At 61.6% G+C, this 15,050-nt stretch carries 15 protein-coding genes; 7 read left to right on the top strand and 8 right to left on the bottom strand.

The genetic code is table 11. The features are described from left to right. Window positions 1-39: 39 nt before the first annotated feature. On the bottom strand, window positions 40-651 hold the full coding sequence (locus F506_RS02755) for an OmpA family protein (RefSeq protein ID WP_053195232.1): 612 nt from the start codon (window positions 649-651) through the stop codon (window positions 40-42). Then, the gene (locus F506_RS02750) at window positions 644-1,123 is read right to left on the bottom strand and encodes a FecR family protein (RefSeq protein ID WP_235471353.1); all 480 of its coding nucleotides are present in this window, start codon (window positions 1,121-1,123) and stop codon (window positions 644-646) included. The genes F506_RS02755 and F506_RS02750 overlap by 8 nt, the downstream gene beginning before the upstream one ends. 320 nt (window positions 1,124-1,443) lie before the next feature. On the opposite strand from F506_RS02750, the gene F506_RS02745 reads away from it, so the two are divergent. Then, on the top strand, window positions 1,444-1,968 hold the full coding sequence (locus F506_RS02745; RefSeq protein WP_053201184.1) for a hypothetical protein: 525 nt from the start codon (window positions 1,444-1,446) through the stop codon (window positions 1,966-1,968). A 136-nt stretch (window positions 1,969-2,104) separates the two neighbouring features. Here the strand turns inward: F506_RS02745 and ppk2 are convergent, their stop codons facing one another. After that, window positions 2,105-3,013, bottom strand: coding sequence for a polyphosphate kinase 2 (gene ppk2, locus F506_RS02740; protein ID WP_053195231.1), 909 nt, complete (start codon window positions 3,011-3,013; stop codon window positions 2,105-2,107). Window positions 3,014-3,113: 100 nt separating this feature from the next. After that, window positions 3,114-3,311, bottom strand: coding sequence for an oxidoreductase-like domain-containing protein (locus F506_RS22505; RefSeq protein ID WP_083457546.1), 198 nt, complete (start codon window positions 3,309-3,311; stop codon window positions 3,114-3,116). A 217-nt stretch (window positions 3,312-3,528) separates the two neighbouring features. Here F506_RS22505 and F506_RS02735 point away from each other — a divergent pair, with 217 nt between their 5' ends. After that, window positions 3,529-5,115 carry a sensor domain-containing diguanylate cyclase gene (locus tag F506_RS02735; protein ID WP_053195230.1) on the top strand — a complete coding sequence of 529 codons (1,587 nt, stop codon included), beginning with the start codon at window positions 3,529-3,531 and terminating at the stop codon, window positions 5,113-5,115. Window positions 5,116-5,128: 13 nt separating this feature from the next. After that, complete coding sequence (locus F506_RS02730; RefSeq protein ID WP_053195229.1) at window positions 5,129-5,359, top strand: DUF3820 family protein; 231 nt, start codon at window positions 5,129-5,131, stop codon at window positions 5,357-5,359. Window positions 5,360-5,367: 8 nt separating this feature from the next. Here the strand turns inward: F506_RS02730 and F506_RS02725 are convergent, their stop codons facing one another. Both F506_RS02725 and map read right to left on the bottom strand, forming a co-directional pair. Beyond that, the gene (locus F506_RS02725; protein WP_053195228.1) at window positions 5,368-6,450 is read right to left on the bottom strand and encodes a calcium:proton antiporter; all 1,083 of its coding nucleotides are present in this window, start codon (window positions 6,448-6,450) and stop codon (window positions 5,368-5,370) included. A gap of 146 nt (window positions 6,451-6,596) precedes the next feature. Beyond that, entirely contained in the window at window positions 6,597-7,364 is a 768-nt protein-coding gene (gene map, locus F506_RS02720; protein WP_053195227.1) for a type I methionyl aminopeptidase, read from the bottom strand. 262 nt (window positions 7,365-7,626) lie between these two features. Here map and F506_RS02715 point away from each other — a divergent pair, with 262 nt between their 5' ends. The 4 genes from F506_RS02715 (at window position 7,627) to F506_RS02700 (ending at window position 11,768) form a co-directional block, all read left to right on the top strand. Further along, entirely contained in the window at window positions 7,627-8,298 is a 672-nt protein-coding gene (locus F506_RS02715) for a DUF1120 domain-containing protein (protein ID WP_053195226.1), read from the top strand. A gap of 309 nt (window positions 8,299-8,607) precedes the next feature. Then, window positions 8,608-10,326 (top strand): methyl-accepting chemotaxis protein, encoded by a 1,719-nt coding sequence (locus F506_RS02710; protein WP_053195225.1) that lies wholly within the window; start codon window positions 8,608-8,610, stop codon window positions 10,324-10,326. 46 nt (window positions 10,327-10,372) lie between these two features. Then, window positions 10,373-11,329, top strand: a complete 957-nt coding sequence (locus F506_RS02705; protein WP_053195224.1) for a chemotaxis protein — start codon at window positions 10,373-10,375, stop codon at window positions 11,327-11,329. A 121-nt stretch (window positions 11,330-11,450) separates the two neighbouring features. After that, window positions 11,451-11,768 (top strand): hypothetical protein, encoded by a 318-nt coding sequence (locus F506_RS02700; protein WP_053195223.1) that lies wholly within the window; start codon window positions 11,451-11,453, stop codon window positions 11,766-11,768. A 58-nt stretch (window positions 11,769-11,826) separates the two neighbouring features. On the opposite strand, the gene F506_RS02695 is transcribed toward F506_RS02700, so the two are convergent. Both F506_RS02695 and F506_RS02690 read right to left on the bottom strand, forming a co-directional pair. Next, window positions 11,827-13,341 carry a sensor domain-containing diguanylate cyclase gene (locus tag F506_RS02695; RefSeq protein WP_053195222.1) on the bottom strand — a complete coding sequence of 505 codons (1,515 nt, stop codon included), beginning with the start codon at window positions 13,339-13,341 and terminating at the stop codon, window positions 11,827-11,829. Between the two features lie 21 nt (window positions 13,342-13,362). After that, window positions 13,363-14,955, bottom strand: coding sequence for a methyl-accepting chemotaxis protein (locus tag F506_RS02690; RefSeq protein WP_053195221.1), 1,593 nt, complete (start codon window positions 14,953-14,955; stop codon window positions 13,363-13,365). Window positions 14,956-15,050 lie beyond the last annotated feature (95 nt).

Here is a 15,050-nt window from a genome sequence, read left to right as displayed (position 1 = left end):
GTCTCGGAACCCATTTCATCATTGTTTTCAGTGCGACTTCTAACGCAGCTTGATCTCGACGTAGCGGTTGCGCGGCTCCGGCACGCCTTTTTTGGCAGGGAAGCGCGGTTCGCGCGAGCCCTTGCCGATCACTTCAATGCTGATGAGATTGACTTTGGCACGTACCAGTTCGCTCTCGACCAGCTTGGCGCGGCGCACCGACAGCGTGTCGTTGAAGGCGTCGTTGCCGATGTTGTCGGCATGACCGGTCAAGATGAATTCCCCGGCCGGAAATTGCTTGATTTCGTCAATCGCCTGGTCGAGGAATTTGCGCGATGCCGGCGTCAGGCGATCGCGTCCGAGTTCGAATTGCAGCACGTAGGTGCGCGGACGCAGCGGCAGGTTTTCCATCACCGGCGCGTAGCGCTTGCTGACGTCGGCTTCGCTCAGCGTGACCGTCTTGCCGGCTTTGCCGGCTTGCGTCTCAACCGAAGCGTACGGCGTCGTGAGTGCGGTCTCGCTGCCGCCGGACTTGACTACGATGCTGCTGGAGGAGCCGTCCGCCTGCGGCAACAGCACGAAACGTTCTTTCGGTCCGGCGCAGGCGGCCAGCAATAGCGCCAGCGCGACCGGCGCCAGCAGCCTGGCGGATTGCTGTATCAGCTTATTCATCGGCCACATCCACAATGAAGTCGGTGCCGCGAATGCCGATGGTGGCAGTCGGCGTCAGCACGCGCTGGCTCTCCGGCGCATGCTTGCCGATCAGGCCGGTAACGTAACGCAGCGTACCCTTGACGACGCGCACGGCGACGTTGCCTTCGCCCGAGCTGGCGTCGAAGGTGTATTGCTCAAGCAGGAAATTGCTCTTGGGGCCCAGCGACAGCAAGGTGTCGTCGCGCAGCGTGATGCCGACGGCGGCGCCCTCGGCGGTGACCACGCGGTCGCCGGAAAACACGCGGTCGCCGACATGCACGGCCGATGGCTGTTCACGGCGCAGCACCTGGACATTGCCGCTGACGACCTTGACGATGCCGGCCTGGACGTAATCCTGCACCTGCGCATGCGCGAGGTTGCCGGTGCAGCAGAAGTACATGAACAAGGCGGCCGGCACGCATGCGCGATATATGTGGTTTCCCGATCCCATGATTCCCCGTTTTTGGTGCGTTTTTGGTGTATTTCTTGTGGGCGACCTCCGCGAGCGCGGAGTAGGCGCATTATAACGCCGTTATTGCCGCATGGAAGCATTGCCGGACATCAATCGCGAGGCTGCAAAGCGCTGTGGGCGGGGGTTTCCGGTTTCCAAGGAGCTCCCTTGCGGCAAAAATTGCTGCGTCGCGCTGTCAATCTGGGCGCGAGAAGAGGATAATGGCAGGTCACGCTGTTTTTTCAAGGCCGGCCGCCCCGATCGCCGTTTTCCCGAGATCCCTCTTGCGCGCGGCCGCCATCATTACGGAAGTACATATTTTGACTACGACAAGAAGCAAACGCTGGAATGGCAACATCGACACCCTGAAAGCGCCCTACCTGACAGGCGTCCTTACCCAGATGGGCATTTACGGCGAACGCGTCCAGTTCGCGCTGGTCACGTCGGGCAACGGTCCGCATTATCAACTGACCAACACTGCCGGCAAGAAGATGGCCTTCGACGGCAATCATCACCTGCATCATCCGGAAGAAGGCGAATTCGCGCCGGGCAACGCCACCGGCGTGTTCACGCTGGATCAGGTCAGGCTGGCCAAGGCCGGCGGCAGCAAGACCACCCGCACGCTGAGCACCGGCGGCGTCAAGCGCGCCAGCACCACGCGCGCGCCGAGCGCAGCAACCCGTGCCAAGGATCAGGTCGACAGCGACAAGTACGAATACTTCAAGGCCAACCGCGCCACCTTGCCGGACACCATCGGCGAGCACTCGGAAGAAATCACCACGCTGATGCGCGGCGGCATGCCGGCAGAGCAGGCTTTCGGCGAGATCGTCAAAAAGTATTTCTGAACCGGTACTGCGTGATCGATTCGGAATTGATCGAGAACTGATTTCAGGCCGGCTAAGCAGTCGGCATCAATGAAAAACGGGAGCCCAAGAGCTCCCGTTTTTCATGCGCGACTGATTGCGCGAGTTGCTGCGGCCGTCAGTAAACTTCCGGCACCAGAATCTCGCTCGACACTTCGCGGCGGAAGTAGTCGTCGTGCCGCTCACGCTCCGGCAACGAAATCGGCGCATGTTCGACTTCTCCGTACGGCATCTGGCTCAACAGATGATGGATGCAGTTCAGGCGCGCCTTCTTCTTGTCGACCGCCTGCACCACCCACCACGGCGCTTCGGCGATGTGGGTGCGCTCCAGCATGACCTCCTTGGCGCGGGTGTAATCCTCCCAGCGGCGGCGCGACTCCAGATCCATCGGGCTCAGCTTCCACTGCTTGAGCGGATCGTGGATGCGGCTGAGGAAGCGCATGTGCTGCTCTTCATCCGTGATCGAAAACCAGTACTTGATCAGCTGAATGCCGGAACGCACCAGCATGCGTTCGAACTCCGGCGCGGAGCGGAAGAATTCTTCGTACTGGTCGTCGCTGCAGAAACCCATCACGCGCTCTACTCCCGCACGGTTATACCAGCTGCGGTCGAACAGCACGATTTCGCCCGCAGCCGGCAGATGCGAGACGTAGCGCTGAAAATACCACTGCGTGCGTTCGCGATCGTTCGGCGCCGGCAAGGCGGCGACGCGGCAGACGCGCGGATTGAGGCGCTGGGTAATGCGCTTGATGACGCCGCCCTTGCCCGCCGCATCGCGGCCTTCAAACAGGATCACCACCTTGTGGCCGGTGGCGACCACCCAGTCCTGCAACTTGACCAGCTCGGCCTGCAGGCGGAACAGTTCGCGGAAATACAGCCGGCGATCGGCCTTGTCCTGCTCGCTGATGGCGTCGACGCCGCCGGCCAGCTGCTCGATCGTACGATCTTCGATTTCCAGTTCCAGCTCTTCGTCGTAGCTGTCGGCAAGCTCGCGATGAATGCGGCGCACCAGTTCTTCGTCGTTCATTTTTTCTCCATCGGATGATGCCTGAATAGGCTGCGACCGGCTGCTGTCGGCACCGTTGGAACATACCTGAGGATTGTGACCCTCAGGTGACAACGGCAATTTATTGCCTGCGAGAATGTTTTTTAACGGGCGGTGGCGGCTGGCGCGCCTGCCATTCCTGCAAGGCCACGCGGTAGCGTTCCAGCGCGTCCTGGTAAATGTCTAAGATGCAGGGATCGCAACCGCTCTGACAACAATCCTCCAGCGCCGGTTCTATCGGCGGGGTCGGTTGCTTGTCTTCGGCGCGGGAGGTCGGCATGAGGAGTGTGACGAAATAAAAGGAACTGTCCGATTATAAAACTGCATGGCATTCTTTCCCTGCGACAATGCGAATTCACGCGATGTCGCTCGGGCCTCGGTTATTTGCCGGAGAAGAACAAACTACCGCGCATTTCTAGTAGCATTGAAGATGCAGCCGCTTAAGGCCTGTTAACAATAATCAATGTGTGAGATGCGTTCTCCACACAACATCCGTCATGAACCTCTTGCAGCAATTGAAGAAAATCGTATCCCGATATTCAGGTGAAACCGCGCCGCTGGTATTCCGGGCGAAGGTATTTTTCTTCATCGTCTGCGTCTCGCTGCTGGCCGTCAGCAGCTGGCAGGCATGGAAGGCGCGCGAAGAACATATCAACGATTCCGAAACCAACATCGTCAACATGGCGCGCGCGCTGGCGCAGCATGGCGACGATACGTTCAAGGCAGCCGACATCATCCTCTCCGGCGTGGTTGAACGGCTGGAGGCCGACGGCGTCGACGACGTCCAGAAACCGCGCCTGCACAAGCTGCTGCAAAAGCGCGTGTCGGAAGTCAGCCAGCTGGCCGGCGTGTTCATCCTCGACGCCGACGGCAATCCGGTGGTCGACTCCAGCGACACGCCGTTCAGCGGCAACATCAGCGACCGCAACTATTTCCAATATCATCGCGACCACAAGGACCGCGGCCCCTACATCGGACCGCTGATCAAGAATCCGGCCGGCGCCTGGCGCCTGACCGTATCGCGCCGCTTCGATTATCCCGACGGGAGGTTCCGCGGCGTGGTGCTGGCGGCGATCGACATCGACTACTTCCGCAACTTCTACAGCACCTTCAAGATCGGCGACAACGGTCTCATCATCCTCGGCCTCAATGACGGCACACTGCTGGTGCGCCGTCCGTTCTTCGACAAGTACGTCGGCTACAACCTGAGCAAGGTGCCGATTTTCCGCGACTACGTCACCAAGAATCATCACGGCACGCACACCGCGCCATCCACCGTCGACGGCAAGGACCGGATCAACGCCTACCGGCACTTCAATCAGTTTCCGCTGTTCGTGGCGATTGCGCTGTCCAAGGAAGAAGTGCTTGACAGCTGGGTCGAGGACACGCTGCATCACACCGCCGCCATCCTGCTGCTGATCGTGATCCTGGCGCTGCTGGGCAACTGGCTGCTGCGCCAGATCAAGCTGCGCCTGGAAACCGAAGCCGAGTTGCGCGTCGCACGCGACAACCTCGACCAGCTCAACCGGCATTTGCAGAACCTGGCGCTGGAGGACGGCCTGACCGGTCTCGCCAACCGCCGCCATTTCGACATCGCGCTCAGCCAGGAATTTGCCCGGGCGCTGCGCAACAAGGACAGCGTGGCGCTGATCATGCTCGACGTCGACTGGTTCAAGCAGTACAACGACATCTACGGCCACCGCGCCGGCGACGACTGCCTGCGCCGCATCGCCGCGCTGCTCAGGCAAGTACCGCAACGCACCGGCGACCTGGTGGCGCGCTACGGCGGCGAAGAACTGGTGGTGCTGCTGCCGCAGACCACGCTGGAGTCGGCCGCACTGATTGCCGAACGCATTCGCGCCGACATCGTCGCGCTCGACATCCTGCATGCCGCCAGCCCGCTGACCATCGTGACGGTCAGCGCCGGCGTAGCCATGATCGAGCCGTCGCAAGAATCGGGAAAATCGGGAGAACCGGAAGAGCTGGTGGAAGAAGCCGACCGCGCCTTGTATGTCGCAAAAGCCAGGGGACGCAATTGCGTCGCACGGCATGACGATGTCAAGATCGACAGCGCATTCCCGTGAAGAGGCAATAACGATGGATCAGGAATCCCTACTGAAGCTGGTCAGCATGGAAATGCCGTATGGGAAGTACCAGGGCCGGCTGCTGGCCGACCTGCCCGGCCATTACCTGGGCTGGTTCGCGCGCGAGGGATTTCCGCGCGGCGAACTGGGCAGCCTGATTGCACTCATGTACGAACTCGATCACAACGCGCTGCGCCAGCTGCTCGATCCGCTGCGCAAGGACGCCGCCCACTTGCGGCGCTGATCACTTCCTCATGGCACGATCGTCGTAAACAGATACACCGCGAAAATCACCAGGTGCACCATACCCTGCATGACCGTCGTGCGGCCCGTGCTCAGCGAGAAGCCGGCGACGATGAACGACAGCATCAGCAGCACCGTCGACTTGATATCCAGTCCCAGCGACAAGGTCCAGCCGGTCGCCAGCGACACCACCGCCACCGCAGGAATCGTCAGGCCAATGCTGGCCAGCGCCGAGCCGATCGCCAGGTTGAGGCTGGTCTGCAAACGATTGGCGCGGGCGGCGCGCACCGCCGCCAGTCCTTCCGGCAGCAAGACGATGGCGGCGATGATGATGCCCACGACTGATTTGGGTGCGCCCAGGTTGTCGAGACCGACTTCCAGCGTCGGCGCCAGCGCCTTGGCCAGCAGCACCACGGCGCCCAGGCAGGCCAGCAGCAACACGGCGGCGGCGATGGCGACCTTGTTGGAAGGAGGCTCGGCGTGCGCTTCCGCATCGCCGGCGGCGTTGGGCGGCAGGAAGTAGTCGCGGTGGCGCACGGTCTGCACCAGGACGAAGGTGCCGTACAGCACCAGGGAAATCACCGCGATGAAAGCCAGCTGGCTGCTGCTGTAGAACGGCCCTGCTGTTGTCAGCGTGTAGTTCGGCAGCACCAGCGTGAGCACGGCAATCGCCGCCAGCGTCGCCAGCGACGCGCTGACGCCGTGCTGGCCGAACGACTGCTCCCGATGCTGGCTGGCGCCCATCAGCAGGCAGATGCCGACAATGCCGTTAAGGATGATCATGATGGCCGCGAACACCGTATCGCGCGCCAGCCCGGTGGTCGCCTCCCCGCCGGCCAGCATCAGCGACACGATCAGCGCCACCTCGATCAGCGTTACCGCCAGCGCCAGCACCAGTGTGCCGAACGGCTCGCCGACCTTGTGCGCCACCACCTCGGCGTGATACACCGCAGCCAGCACGCTGGCCATCAGCCCGGCCACCAGCAAGGCGATGAACCAGCTGCCGGGTTGCAGTGCATTGACCGCATATACCAGCCAGCCAAGGATGGGCGAAGCGATGGACCACAGCGGCAGCGACGGGGAAATTTTCATGGGCGGATAAGTATCGTTGTCAGGACGGTGGATGAAAGTTGCGGGCGAGGGATGACGTGCGGCAAGAAATGATAACCGATGCGCGCGCCGGCTCTCTTCGAAGTTGCCCGGACAGCTTCGGGAAGACTGCGCAAGCGGACAGGAGATTATTTGGCGGATGGCCAGGGGGTCAGGATTTCGGCGCCGTCGGCGGTCACCGCGATCATGTGTTCCCACTGCGCCGAGAGCGAGCCGTCGCGGGTGACCACGGTCCAGCCGTCGTCGAGTTGCTGCACGGCGCGCCCACCGAGATTGATCATCGGTTCAATGGTGAAGGTCATGCCCTGGCGCAGCAGCAAGCCGGAATTGCGCGTGCCGTAATGCAGCACCTGCGGTTCTTCGTGATACACCTTGCCGATGCCGTGACCGCAGTATTCGCGCACCACCGAATAGCCGGCGCCTTCAGCCAGCGTCTGGATGGCGTGGCCGACGTCGCCCAGGCGTGCGCCCGGCCGTACCACGGCGATGCCGGCCAGCATGGCGTCGAGCGTGGTCTGCACCAGCCGCGCCGCTTCCGGCCTGGGCGTACCGACGAAATACATGCGGCTGGTGTCGCCGTGCCAGCCATCCTTGATCACGGTGACGTCGATGTTGATGATGTCGCCGTCCTTGAGCACGTCCCGGGTGCTGGGGATGCCGTGGCAGACCACGGCGTTGATCGAGGTGCACAAGGTCTTCGGAAAACCGTGATAACCGACGTTCGCCGGCGTGGCTTTCTGCACCTTGCGAATGTAGTCATGGCAGCGCCGGTCAAGCTCTTCGGTCGATACGCCGGGCACGACGTACTCGCCGATCATCTCCAGCACTTCCGCCGCCAGGCCTCCTGCCACGCGCATCATGGCGATCTGTTTTTCGGTTTTGATGGAGACTGCCACGACGGTCCTTGTTGATGGTAAAGACCTCCATTATCCCCGATCACGCCGGCAACTGCAGCGTTTCCCCTATGCAAGACATCTCTCGGCGAGGTGCGGAAACCTGCTGTCGCGTTTTTTCATCGCTCTGTTTTTTGAGAGTTTTCTCATATAAATCCGATCCTTAAATCGTCAGAATGGCTTCACTGCTTAAGCAAACACAAGGCGCTGAAGCAAAACGATTTCAACCGAATTCAACCCATTCTGACTCTTTGAGGAAACGATCATGACCAAGCAAATCACTCTCTTCTCCGCCCTGGCTGCTTCCCTGCTGGTGTCTTTCGCCGCCCAGGCTGCCGATACCGCCGAACTGAAGGTCAAAGGTGTCATTCGTCCTTCGGCCTGTACTCCGAGCTTCACCGGCACCAACGTAGTCGACTACGGCACCATCTCCGCCAAGGGCCTGAGCACCACGGCAGCGAACGTACTGGCGGAAAAGACCATCGCCTTCACCGTCACTTGCGATGCAGCAACCAAAGTCGCTGTCCGCGCCATCGACAACAAGGCCTCGACTGTGGTCACCGGCCTGATGACGGCAATCGAATCGCGTCTGACCGACAAGTATGCCTACGGCCTGGGCGCAGCAGGCGGCAAGAACATCGGTGCCTACAGCGTTCGCGTCATCCCCAATTCGTTCAGCGCGGACGGCGCCACGCCTGACGTCATCTACGACGAAGCCAACAACGGCACCTGGATCAAATCGGGGGATGGCCGCTTCCACGCCGACGGCGCCGGCCGCAAGTCCTTCGCCGCCACCGGCACGACCACACCCGGCTCCTACAAGACCATGTCCGGCAACCTTGGCGTGACCGCCGTGCTGGACAAGGGCGCCAACCTGCCGCTGACACAGAACATCGACCTCGACGGCTCGGCCACGATCGAAGTGCAGTACCTGTAATTTCCTTCCCCCACCATCCAGCCCGCTTACGCCTGTAAGCGGGCTTTTTCGTTCGTCTTCCCCACCTCGTTTTTCTCCCTCCGCCTCTGGGCTTCCATGTTGCCTCCCGGCTATCAGGAAATTACTGATACCGGAGAGTATGTGGATTGGATAGTCTGGTAACACATCGGGCATAGCGGAATTTCCACCAGCCCGGCTTCGGCAGGCATGATCGTCCGAGGCTGCGCCGGCTCCCTGCCTGATGGCCAGATTCAGTCGCATTGCCTTGGGCAATATCGACACGCACTACCTGCCCCCCAGGAGAAAAAAATGAAGTGGTTCTACGATCTGAAAATTTCCCGGAAACTGATTTCGGTCTTTTTCATTGTGATTGCCCTTGAGGCCGCTCTCGGCGCATTCGCCATTCGCGAACTGAGCCGTGTCAACCAGGCCTCGACCGATATCGCCACCAACTGGCTGCCGAGCATCCGAACGCTGTTGCAGCTGAAGCTGTCGCTGTCGCGTATCCGCAGTTTCGAGTTGCAACATATCCTGGCGTCGACACCGCAAGAATTCGACGAAGTCGAACGCAACGTCAACAAGCAGATCGCCACGCTGGCAAAGCAACAAAGCGACTACCAGAGGCAAATCAGCGAACCAGAAGAAAGAGCGCTCTATCCCGAAGTGGAGAAAGCCATCGGCGCTTTCCTGAGCGAACACAAGAAAATCCTCGATGTCTCGCGCGCCGACAAGAACGAAGAGGCCCGCGCCATGCTCAAGGGCGAGTCGACCAAGGTCTACCGCGGCCTGCTCGATCAGGTCGATAAACTGGTCGAAGTCAACGAAAAAGGTGCAGTGACGTCGAGTGCCGATGCGGACACCACTTATGCGAATGCCCGCTTCTGGATCATTTCCATGCTGCTGATCTGCATGGCTGCCGCGATGACGCTGGCGGTGTGGATTTCACGCGTGATCTCGCGTCCGCTGACCGAAGCGGTCGATGTCGCCCAGCGCGTCGCCGGCGGCGACCTGACCACCACCATCCGCGCCGAGAGCAAAGATGAAACCGGTCAGTTGCTCGAAGCGTTGCGCGGCATGAACGACAACCTGCTCAAGATCGTCGGCGAAGTGCGCACCGGTACCGACACCATCGCCACCGCGTCCAACGAAATCGCCAGCGGCAACATGGACTTGTCCTCACGCACCGAACAGCAGGCCGGATCGCTGGAAGAAACCGCCTCGGCGATGGAAGAACTGACCTCGACCGTGAAACAGAACGCCGACAACGCACGCCAGGCCAATCAACTTGCCGCGACGGCCTCCGAAGTCGCGGTCGCCGGCGGCAACGTCGTGGGCCAGGTTGTCGATACCATGGGATCGATCAACGATTCGTCGAAAAAGATCGTCGACATCATCGGCGTGATTGACGGCATCGCCTTCCAGACCAATATCCTGGCCTTGAATGCCGCGGTCGAAGCGGCGCGTGCCGGCGAACAAGGCCGAGGTTTCGCCGTGGTCGCGTCCGAAGTGCGTAGCCTGGCACAACGTTCAGCTGCTGCGGCCAAGGAAATCAAGATCCTCATCGACGACTCGGTGTCCAAGGTCGATGTCGGCAGCAAGCTGGTCGTGCAAGCCGGCAGCACCATGGAAGAAGTCGTCAACAGCGTGCGCCGGGTGACCGACATCGTCAGCGAAATTACCGCCGCCAGCCACGAACAAAGCCAGGGCATCGAGCAAATCAACCTGGCCATCACGCAGATGGACGAAGTCACGCAACAGAACGCAGCACTGGTCGAGCAAGCCGCGGCAGCCGCACAATCGATGCAGGAACAGGCGGGCCGCCTGTCGGAAGTGGTCAGCGTCTTCAAGCTCGACGAACGCGCCGCACTGAGCAGGCCTGCCGCGCCGAAGCGCACCATCGACATCACGCCGGCCCGCGCGCCAGGCCTGAAATCGGCCGGACCGGTCGCCGTGCGCAAGGAAACCCGCGCGGCGCTGAAATCGCCGGGAGCGGCCAACGACGAGACCGGCTCGTGGGAACAGTTCTGATCCGGGAAACAATTCTTATACAACCCAACCACCCTCTGAGGTCACCATGGATGCATTTCAAAAAGAAATCGATGAGCGCACGAATCTGACGGCCAGCAACAAATTCGAACTGCTGCTGTTCCGCCTCGGCAGCACCAGCGGCGACGGTCCGGGCGAGCTGTTCGGCATCAACGTCTTCAAGATCCGCGAGATCGTGCCGATGGTGCCGATCACCACAGCCGCCGGCACCAAGGCGCCGATGCTGGGCATGGTCAACATCCGCGGCCAGGTGATCTCGGTCATTGACCTGCCGGCGGTGACGGGCTGCAAACCCAAGACCGGCCTGAATATCCTGCTGATCACGGAATATGCGCGCCATACCCAGGCCTTTGCGGTGGAATCGGTGGAAGAAATCGTACGCCTTGACTGGAGCCAGGTGCTGTCGGCCGAAGCCAGCGCCGGCGGCGACCTCGTCACCAGCATCGCGCGCCTCGACTCGGATGTCGACGGTAGCCGCCTGGTGCAGGTGCTGGACGTGGAGCAGATTCTCAACATGACCTCTCCGGTCAAACAGGCGCTGGACAATGGCCATGACGGCGCCCTGAAAAGCCTGGTAAAACCTGGCGCAATCGTACTGGCGGCAGACGATTCCAAGGTGGCGCGGGCGCTGATCGAGGACGGGCTGACCACGTTGGGCGTGCCATACATCATGACCAAGAGCGGCAAGGAAGCGTGGGAGAAACTGCAGGCGCTGGGTGCGGAAGCGCAGCGCGAAGGCACGCAGATCGCCGACAAGGTGGCGCTGATGCTGACCGATCTGGAAATGCCGGAGATGGATGGTTTCACGCTGACCCGCAACATCAAGGGTGACCAGCGCTACAAGGGTATTCCGGTGGTGATCCACTCGTCGCTGTCGGGTTCTGCCAATGAGGACCACGTACGCAGTGTCGGTGCCAACGGCTACGTCGCCAAGTTCGCCATCGACGAGCTTGCCGCCACGCTCAGGAAGACGCTGGCGCACTGATCCGCAGCACCTCCTTGCCATGCGCCGGCAAGGGATAGGGAATTCCCCGATATCGCACAAAGGAGCCGTTCAATATCATTGCCGCATCGCCCAACCCCATCCTTAGAGAGCACATATAGTCATGGATTTCATCGCCAACCTGTTCCAGCAAGACATGTTCCTCGCCGTCGTCTCCTACCTGAGCGTCGGCCTGGTTTTCTTGCTCTACTTTTTTTATCGTGAAAGGAAATGGGAAAACGATCTTGCGATGTACCAGGTTCAGAATGTCGTCCCCGATGAAGCGCCGAAAATGCGCAGTGCCGAAATCTACGTGCTCAATCGCAATACCGTCAAACAACCCGTCGCCGATCCTGAATTCGACGACGAAATGCAAGTGGTCGCCGGCGAAACCATGGAGCAGGAATCGATGCAGCCGGAAAAGGCCGTGACCGTTCGCTGATCTTCCGCGGCGAATTGGCCGATTCTCCCTTTCGCCGCCGCCCTCTTCCTGCATCTCCTCACATGCCGACGCGATCCCTGCCCTCGTCCTTGGCCCGATACAGCGCTTGGTCCGCCATGCTGATCAGGTCGCGCACCGACGTTTCCCGTTTCACCTTAGTTAAACAACCGATCCCCAGACTGACCGTCACGATGCCGTCCGGATTGGCCGTGTGTTCAATCTGCTGCGCGCGTACAGCCAGCCGTATCTGCTCCGCAATTGCCAGCGCGCCCGCCGCATCGCAATCGGGCAGGATGATGGTGAATTCCTCGCCGCCATAGCGTGCGGCCAGATCGTCGGCACGCCGCTCGCCGGAGAGGATGGATTTCCCGACCTTGCGCAGGCACTCGTCACCGGCCAAGTGGCCATATAAATCGTTGTACAACTTGAAGCGGTCGACGTCGATCATGATCAGCGCCAGGCTCCTTCCGCTACGCACCGCGCGGCCCATTTCGCGCGCCAGCGCGACATCGAACTGGCGCCGGTTCGCCAGACGGGTGAGGCCGTCCTGCAGGGCCAGCCGCTCCAGGATCTGATTCAATTTTTCCACCTGCGCGCGCGCTTCGTTGGCCTCGTTCTCGGCGATCGAACGGTGGTCGATCTGCGCCACCATGCGCCGCCCCATGACCGCAAACCCGGTCACCAGAAGCAGTACGCCAACCATATGCATGTAGGCGTCGGCGCGCCATTCTGCGAACACTTCGTCATGCGACAGCGCGACCGAAACGAACAGCGGAAAAGTTTCCAGATGACGGTAGCCGTTGATGCGCACCACACCGTCCTGCGACGACTTGATGATGGCCAGACCGCTGGCGTTCTTCGAGGCGTGGTCGCGGAAGATGGCGGCGTCGGCCATGCTCTTCCCGATCGAATCTTCGCGCAGCGGACGGCGGAACACGATGGTGCCGCTGTTGAGTCCCAACAGGATGGCGCCCGACTTGCCGATGTTGAAGCTGTCGTAGAAGCGCTGGAAGTAAGCCATGTCCACCGTCGCCAGCACCACGCCGCCAAAACTGCCGTCGGCGTTGTTGACACGGCGCGTGACGGTGGCGATCCATTTTCCGGTGGAACGGCTGCGCACCGGTGGACCGATGTGGGGACCGTCGCCCGGATGGTCGCGGTGATAGATGAAATACTCGCGGTCGGCGTTGTTTTGCGTGTTGTCCAGTTTCGGCTGCGAATTGACGATCCAGCGCCCCTGGCTGTCATAGACAAAGATACCGTTGAGCTGCGGCAGCTCCTTGACCTGTACCGCCAACAGGCGATGCAGGCGCTCCAGAGCGGCCGGTCCGGTGCCGTCGATGCGCAAGCGCTCCAGTAACCCCACCAGCACGGTGTCGGCTTCCTTCAGCGTGTCGTCGGCATGCTGCGCCAGTGCGCGCGCCATGTTGGTGACCGAGATACCGGCGTCGCGTTCGTCGATCTGGTGCGCTTGCCAGGTGCGCCAGATGTCGAGACCGATGATTGCCGCGCACGCCAGCAGTACGAAGGTCGCCGCCAGGAGTGCCGTGGATGAACGTTTGTAATGAACCATGTAGCTCCGTGTCAATGGCGATCAGCCGCGCTGCGCCAGTTTGAAAGCACCGACCTGCCCAACCAGCTTTTCGGCTTCGTGGCGCAGGCTCTCGGTGGCGGTCGCGGCCTGTTCGATCAGTGCAGCGTTTTGCTGGGTCATCTGGTCGATGTCGCCCACGGCGCGCGTGACTTCGCCGATATCTTCGGTCTGGCCGGCGCCGGCCGTTGCGATATCGCGCATGATCGCCGCCACGCTGCCGATGGCCGTCTCGATGCCGGACATCGCTCCGCCGGCCTGCCCCGCAAGCCGGTCGCCGTGGTCGACATTGGTCACCGATTCGGCGATCAGGTCCTTGATCTCGCGCGCGGCGGCGGCTGAACGTTGCGCGAGCTGGCGCACTTCGGTCGCAACCACCGCGAAGCCGCGCCCCTGCTCGCCGGCGCGCGCCGCTTCCACCGCCGCGTTGAGCGCCAGGATATTGGTCTGGAACGCAATGCCGTCGATCACGCCGATGATGTCCGCGACCTTGTGCGAACTGGCGCGTATCGCGCCCATCGTCGCCACTACCGAGCCGACCACCTTGCCACCCTCTCCTGCATGTGCCGACGCATTGTCGACCAGGCTGCCGGCTTGCTGCGTGTGACCCGCGTTATTGCGGATGCCGGCGCTGAAATTGTCCATCGTGGCGCGCACCTGTTCGAGCGCACCGGCCTGTGCTTCCGCGCGCGAAGATAAGTCGCTGTTGCCGGCTGCGATCTCATGTGCGGCGACATTGATACGTTCGGCGCTCGCGCGCACCGCGCCGACGATGGTCGCCAGTCCTTGCGCAACGCCGTTGATGGCTTGCGTCAGCTGGCCAATTTCATCGCGCCGGCCGACATGGATCATGGTGGTGAGGTCGCCCTTGGCCAGTCGCTGTGCGGCGGCCGTGGCGTCGAGCAGCGGCCGCGTGACCATGCGCTGCGCCAGCAGGTACAGACCGCCCATGCCGAGCGCCAGCAAGGCCAGCGCCATCGCGCCGTAGCGCAGCAGCAGCGCTGCCACGGCCGCAGGCGCGGTGGCCGGCGGCAACGCCGAGACGGCAGCCACGCTGGCCCAGACATACGCACCCAGCGCCAGGCCTGCGATGCCGAACGCCAGCATCCCTAGGCGCGCGCCGATGCCGATCTGGAAACGCTTGCTGACGTCGATGCCGACATACAGCACCGCCACCACGCGTCCCTGGGCATCGCGCACCGGATCGTAGCGCGTCATGTACTGGCGGCCGAACAGTTGCGCAAAACCGGTGTAGCTGCGTCCGGCCAGCAAGTCGCGGTAGCCGGCATGGGCGTGGTCGAGCAAGGTGCCGATGGCGCGCTCGCCGTTTTCCTTTTTTACCGAAGTCGATACACGCACAAAGTCCTTGCCGCGCTGGACGAAAATCGTGGCGCTGCCGCCGGTTGCAGCCGAGAAGCTGTCGATCGCGCCGAAATTGAGGTTGAGCACCTCGGCGCCGTTGCGCAGAACGGGCGTGGCTTCCGTACCGACGGCCAGCAACTCGCGCTCGTCGATTGAAAACATGCCGGGAAAACTACCCGCCAGCTTGCGGGCGAGTTTGTCGATTTGATAAGCAAGCGGCAGAAAGCTGTGCATGACTGACAACCCTTCCTGAGTGCGAATTTTTGTTGTGGGCTCGCGTCGTGGCTCGTTTCGACGTTGGTTCTGACGTTTGTTCTGATTCTTTGTCG

The organism is Herbaspirillum hiltneri N3 (assembly GCF_001267925.1).
GTDB lineage: Bacteria > Pseudomonadota > Gammaproteobacteria > Burkholderiales > Burkholderiaceae_D > Herbaspirillum > Herbaspirillum hiltneri.
Note: the sequence above shows the minus strand (reverse complement) of the source record. Positions and strands in the feature narration are given on the sequence as shown.

Excerpts from the sequence above, each read along its gene's own strand:
- F506_RS02755 (WP_053195232.1), bottom strand. The coding sequence starts at position 651 with ATGAATAAGCTGATACAGCAATCCGCCAGGCTGCTGGCGCCGGTCGCG.
- F506_RS02750 (WP_235471353.1), bottom strand. The coding sequence starts at position 1,123 with ATGGGATCGGGAAACCACATATATCGCGCATGCGTGCCGGCCGCCTTG.
- ppk2 (WP_053195231.1), bottom strand. The coding sequence starts at position 3,013 with ATGAACGACGAAGAACTGGTGCGCCGCATTCATCGCGAGCTTGCCGAC.
- F506_RS22505 (WP_083457546.1), bottom strand. The coding sequence starts at position 3,311 with ATGCCGACCTCCCGCGCCGAAGACAAGCAACCGACCCCGCCGATAGAA.
- F506_RS02735 (WP_053195230.1), top strand. The coding sequence starts at position 3,529 with ATGAACCTCTTGCAGCAATTGAAGAAAATCGTATCCCGATATTCAGGT.
- F506_RS02730 (WP_053195229.1), top strand. The coding sequence starts at position 5,129 with ATGGATCAGGAATCCCTACTGAAGCTGGTCAGCATGGAAATGCCGTAT.
- F506_RS02725 (WP_053195228.1), bottom strand. The coding sequence starts at position 6,450 with ATGAAAATTTCCCCGTCGCTGCCGCTGTGGTCCATCGCTTCGCCCATC.
- F506_RS02715 (WP_053195226.1), top strand. The coding sequence starts at position 7,627 with ATGACCAAGCAAATCACTCTCTTCTCCGCCCTGGCTGCTTCCCTGCTG.
- F506_RS02710 (WP_053195225.1), top strand. The coding sequence starts at position 8,608 with ATGAAGTGGTTCTACGATCTGAAAATTTCCCGGAAACTGATTTCGGTC.
- F506_RS02705 (WP_053195224.1), top strand. The coding sequence starts at position 10,373 with ATGGATGCATTTCAAAAAGAAATCGATGAGCGCACGAATCTGACGGCC.
- F506_RS02700 (WP_053195223.1), top strand. The coding sequence starts at position 11,451 with ATGGATTTCATCGCCAACCTGTTCCAGCAAGACATGTTCCTCGCCGTC.
- F506_RS02695 (WP_053195222.1), bottom strand. The coding sequence starts at position 13,341 with ATGGTTCATTACAAACGTTCATCCACGGCACTCCTGGCGGCGACCTTC.
- F506_RS02690 (WP_053195221.1), bottom strand. The coding sequence starts at position 14,955 with ATGCACAGCTTTCTGCCGCTTGCTTATCAAATCGACAAACTCGCCCGC.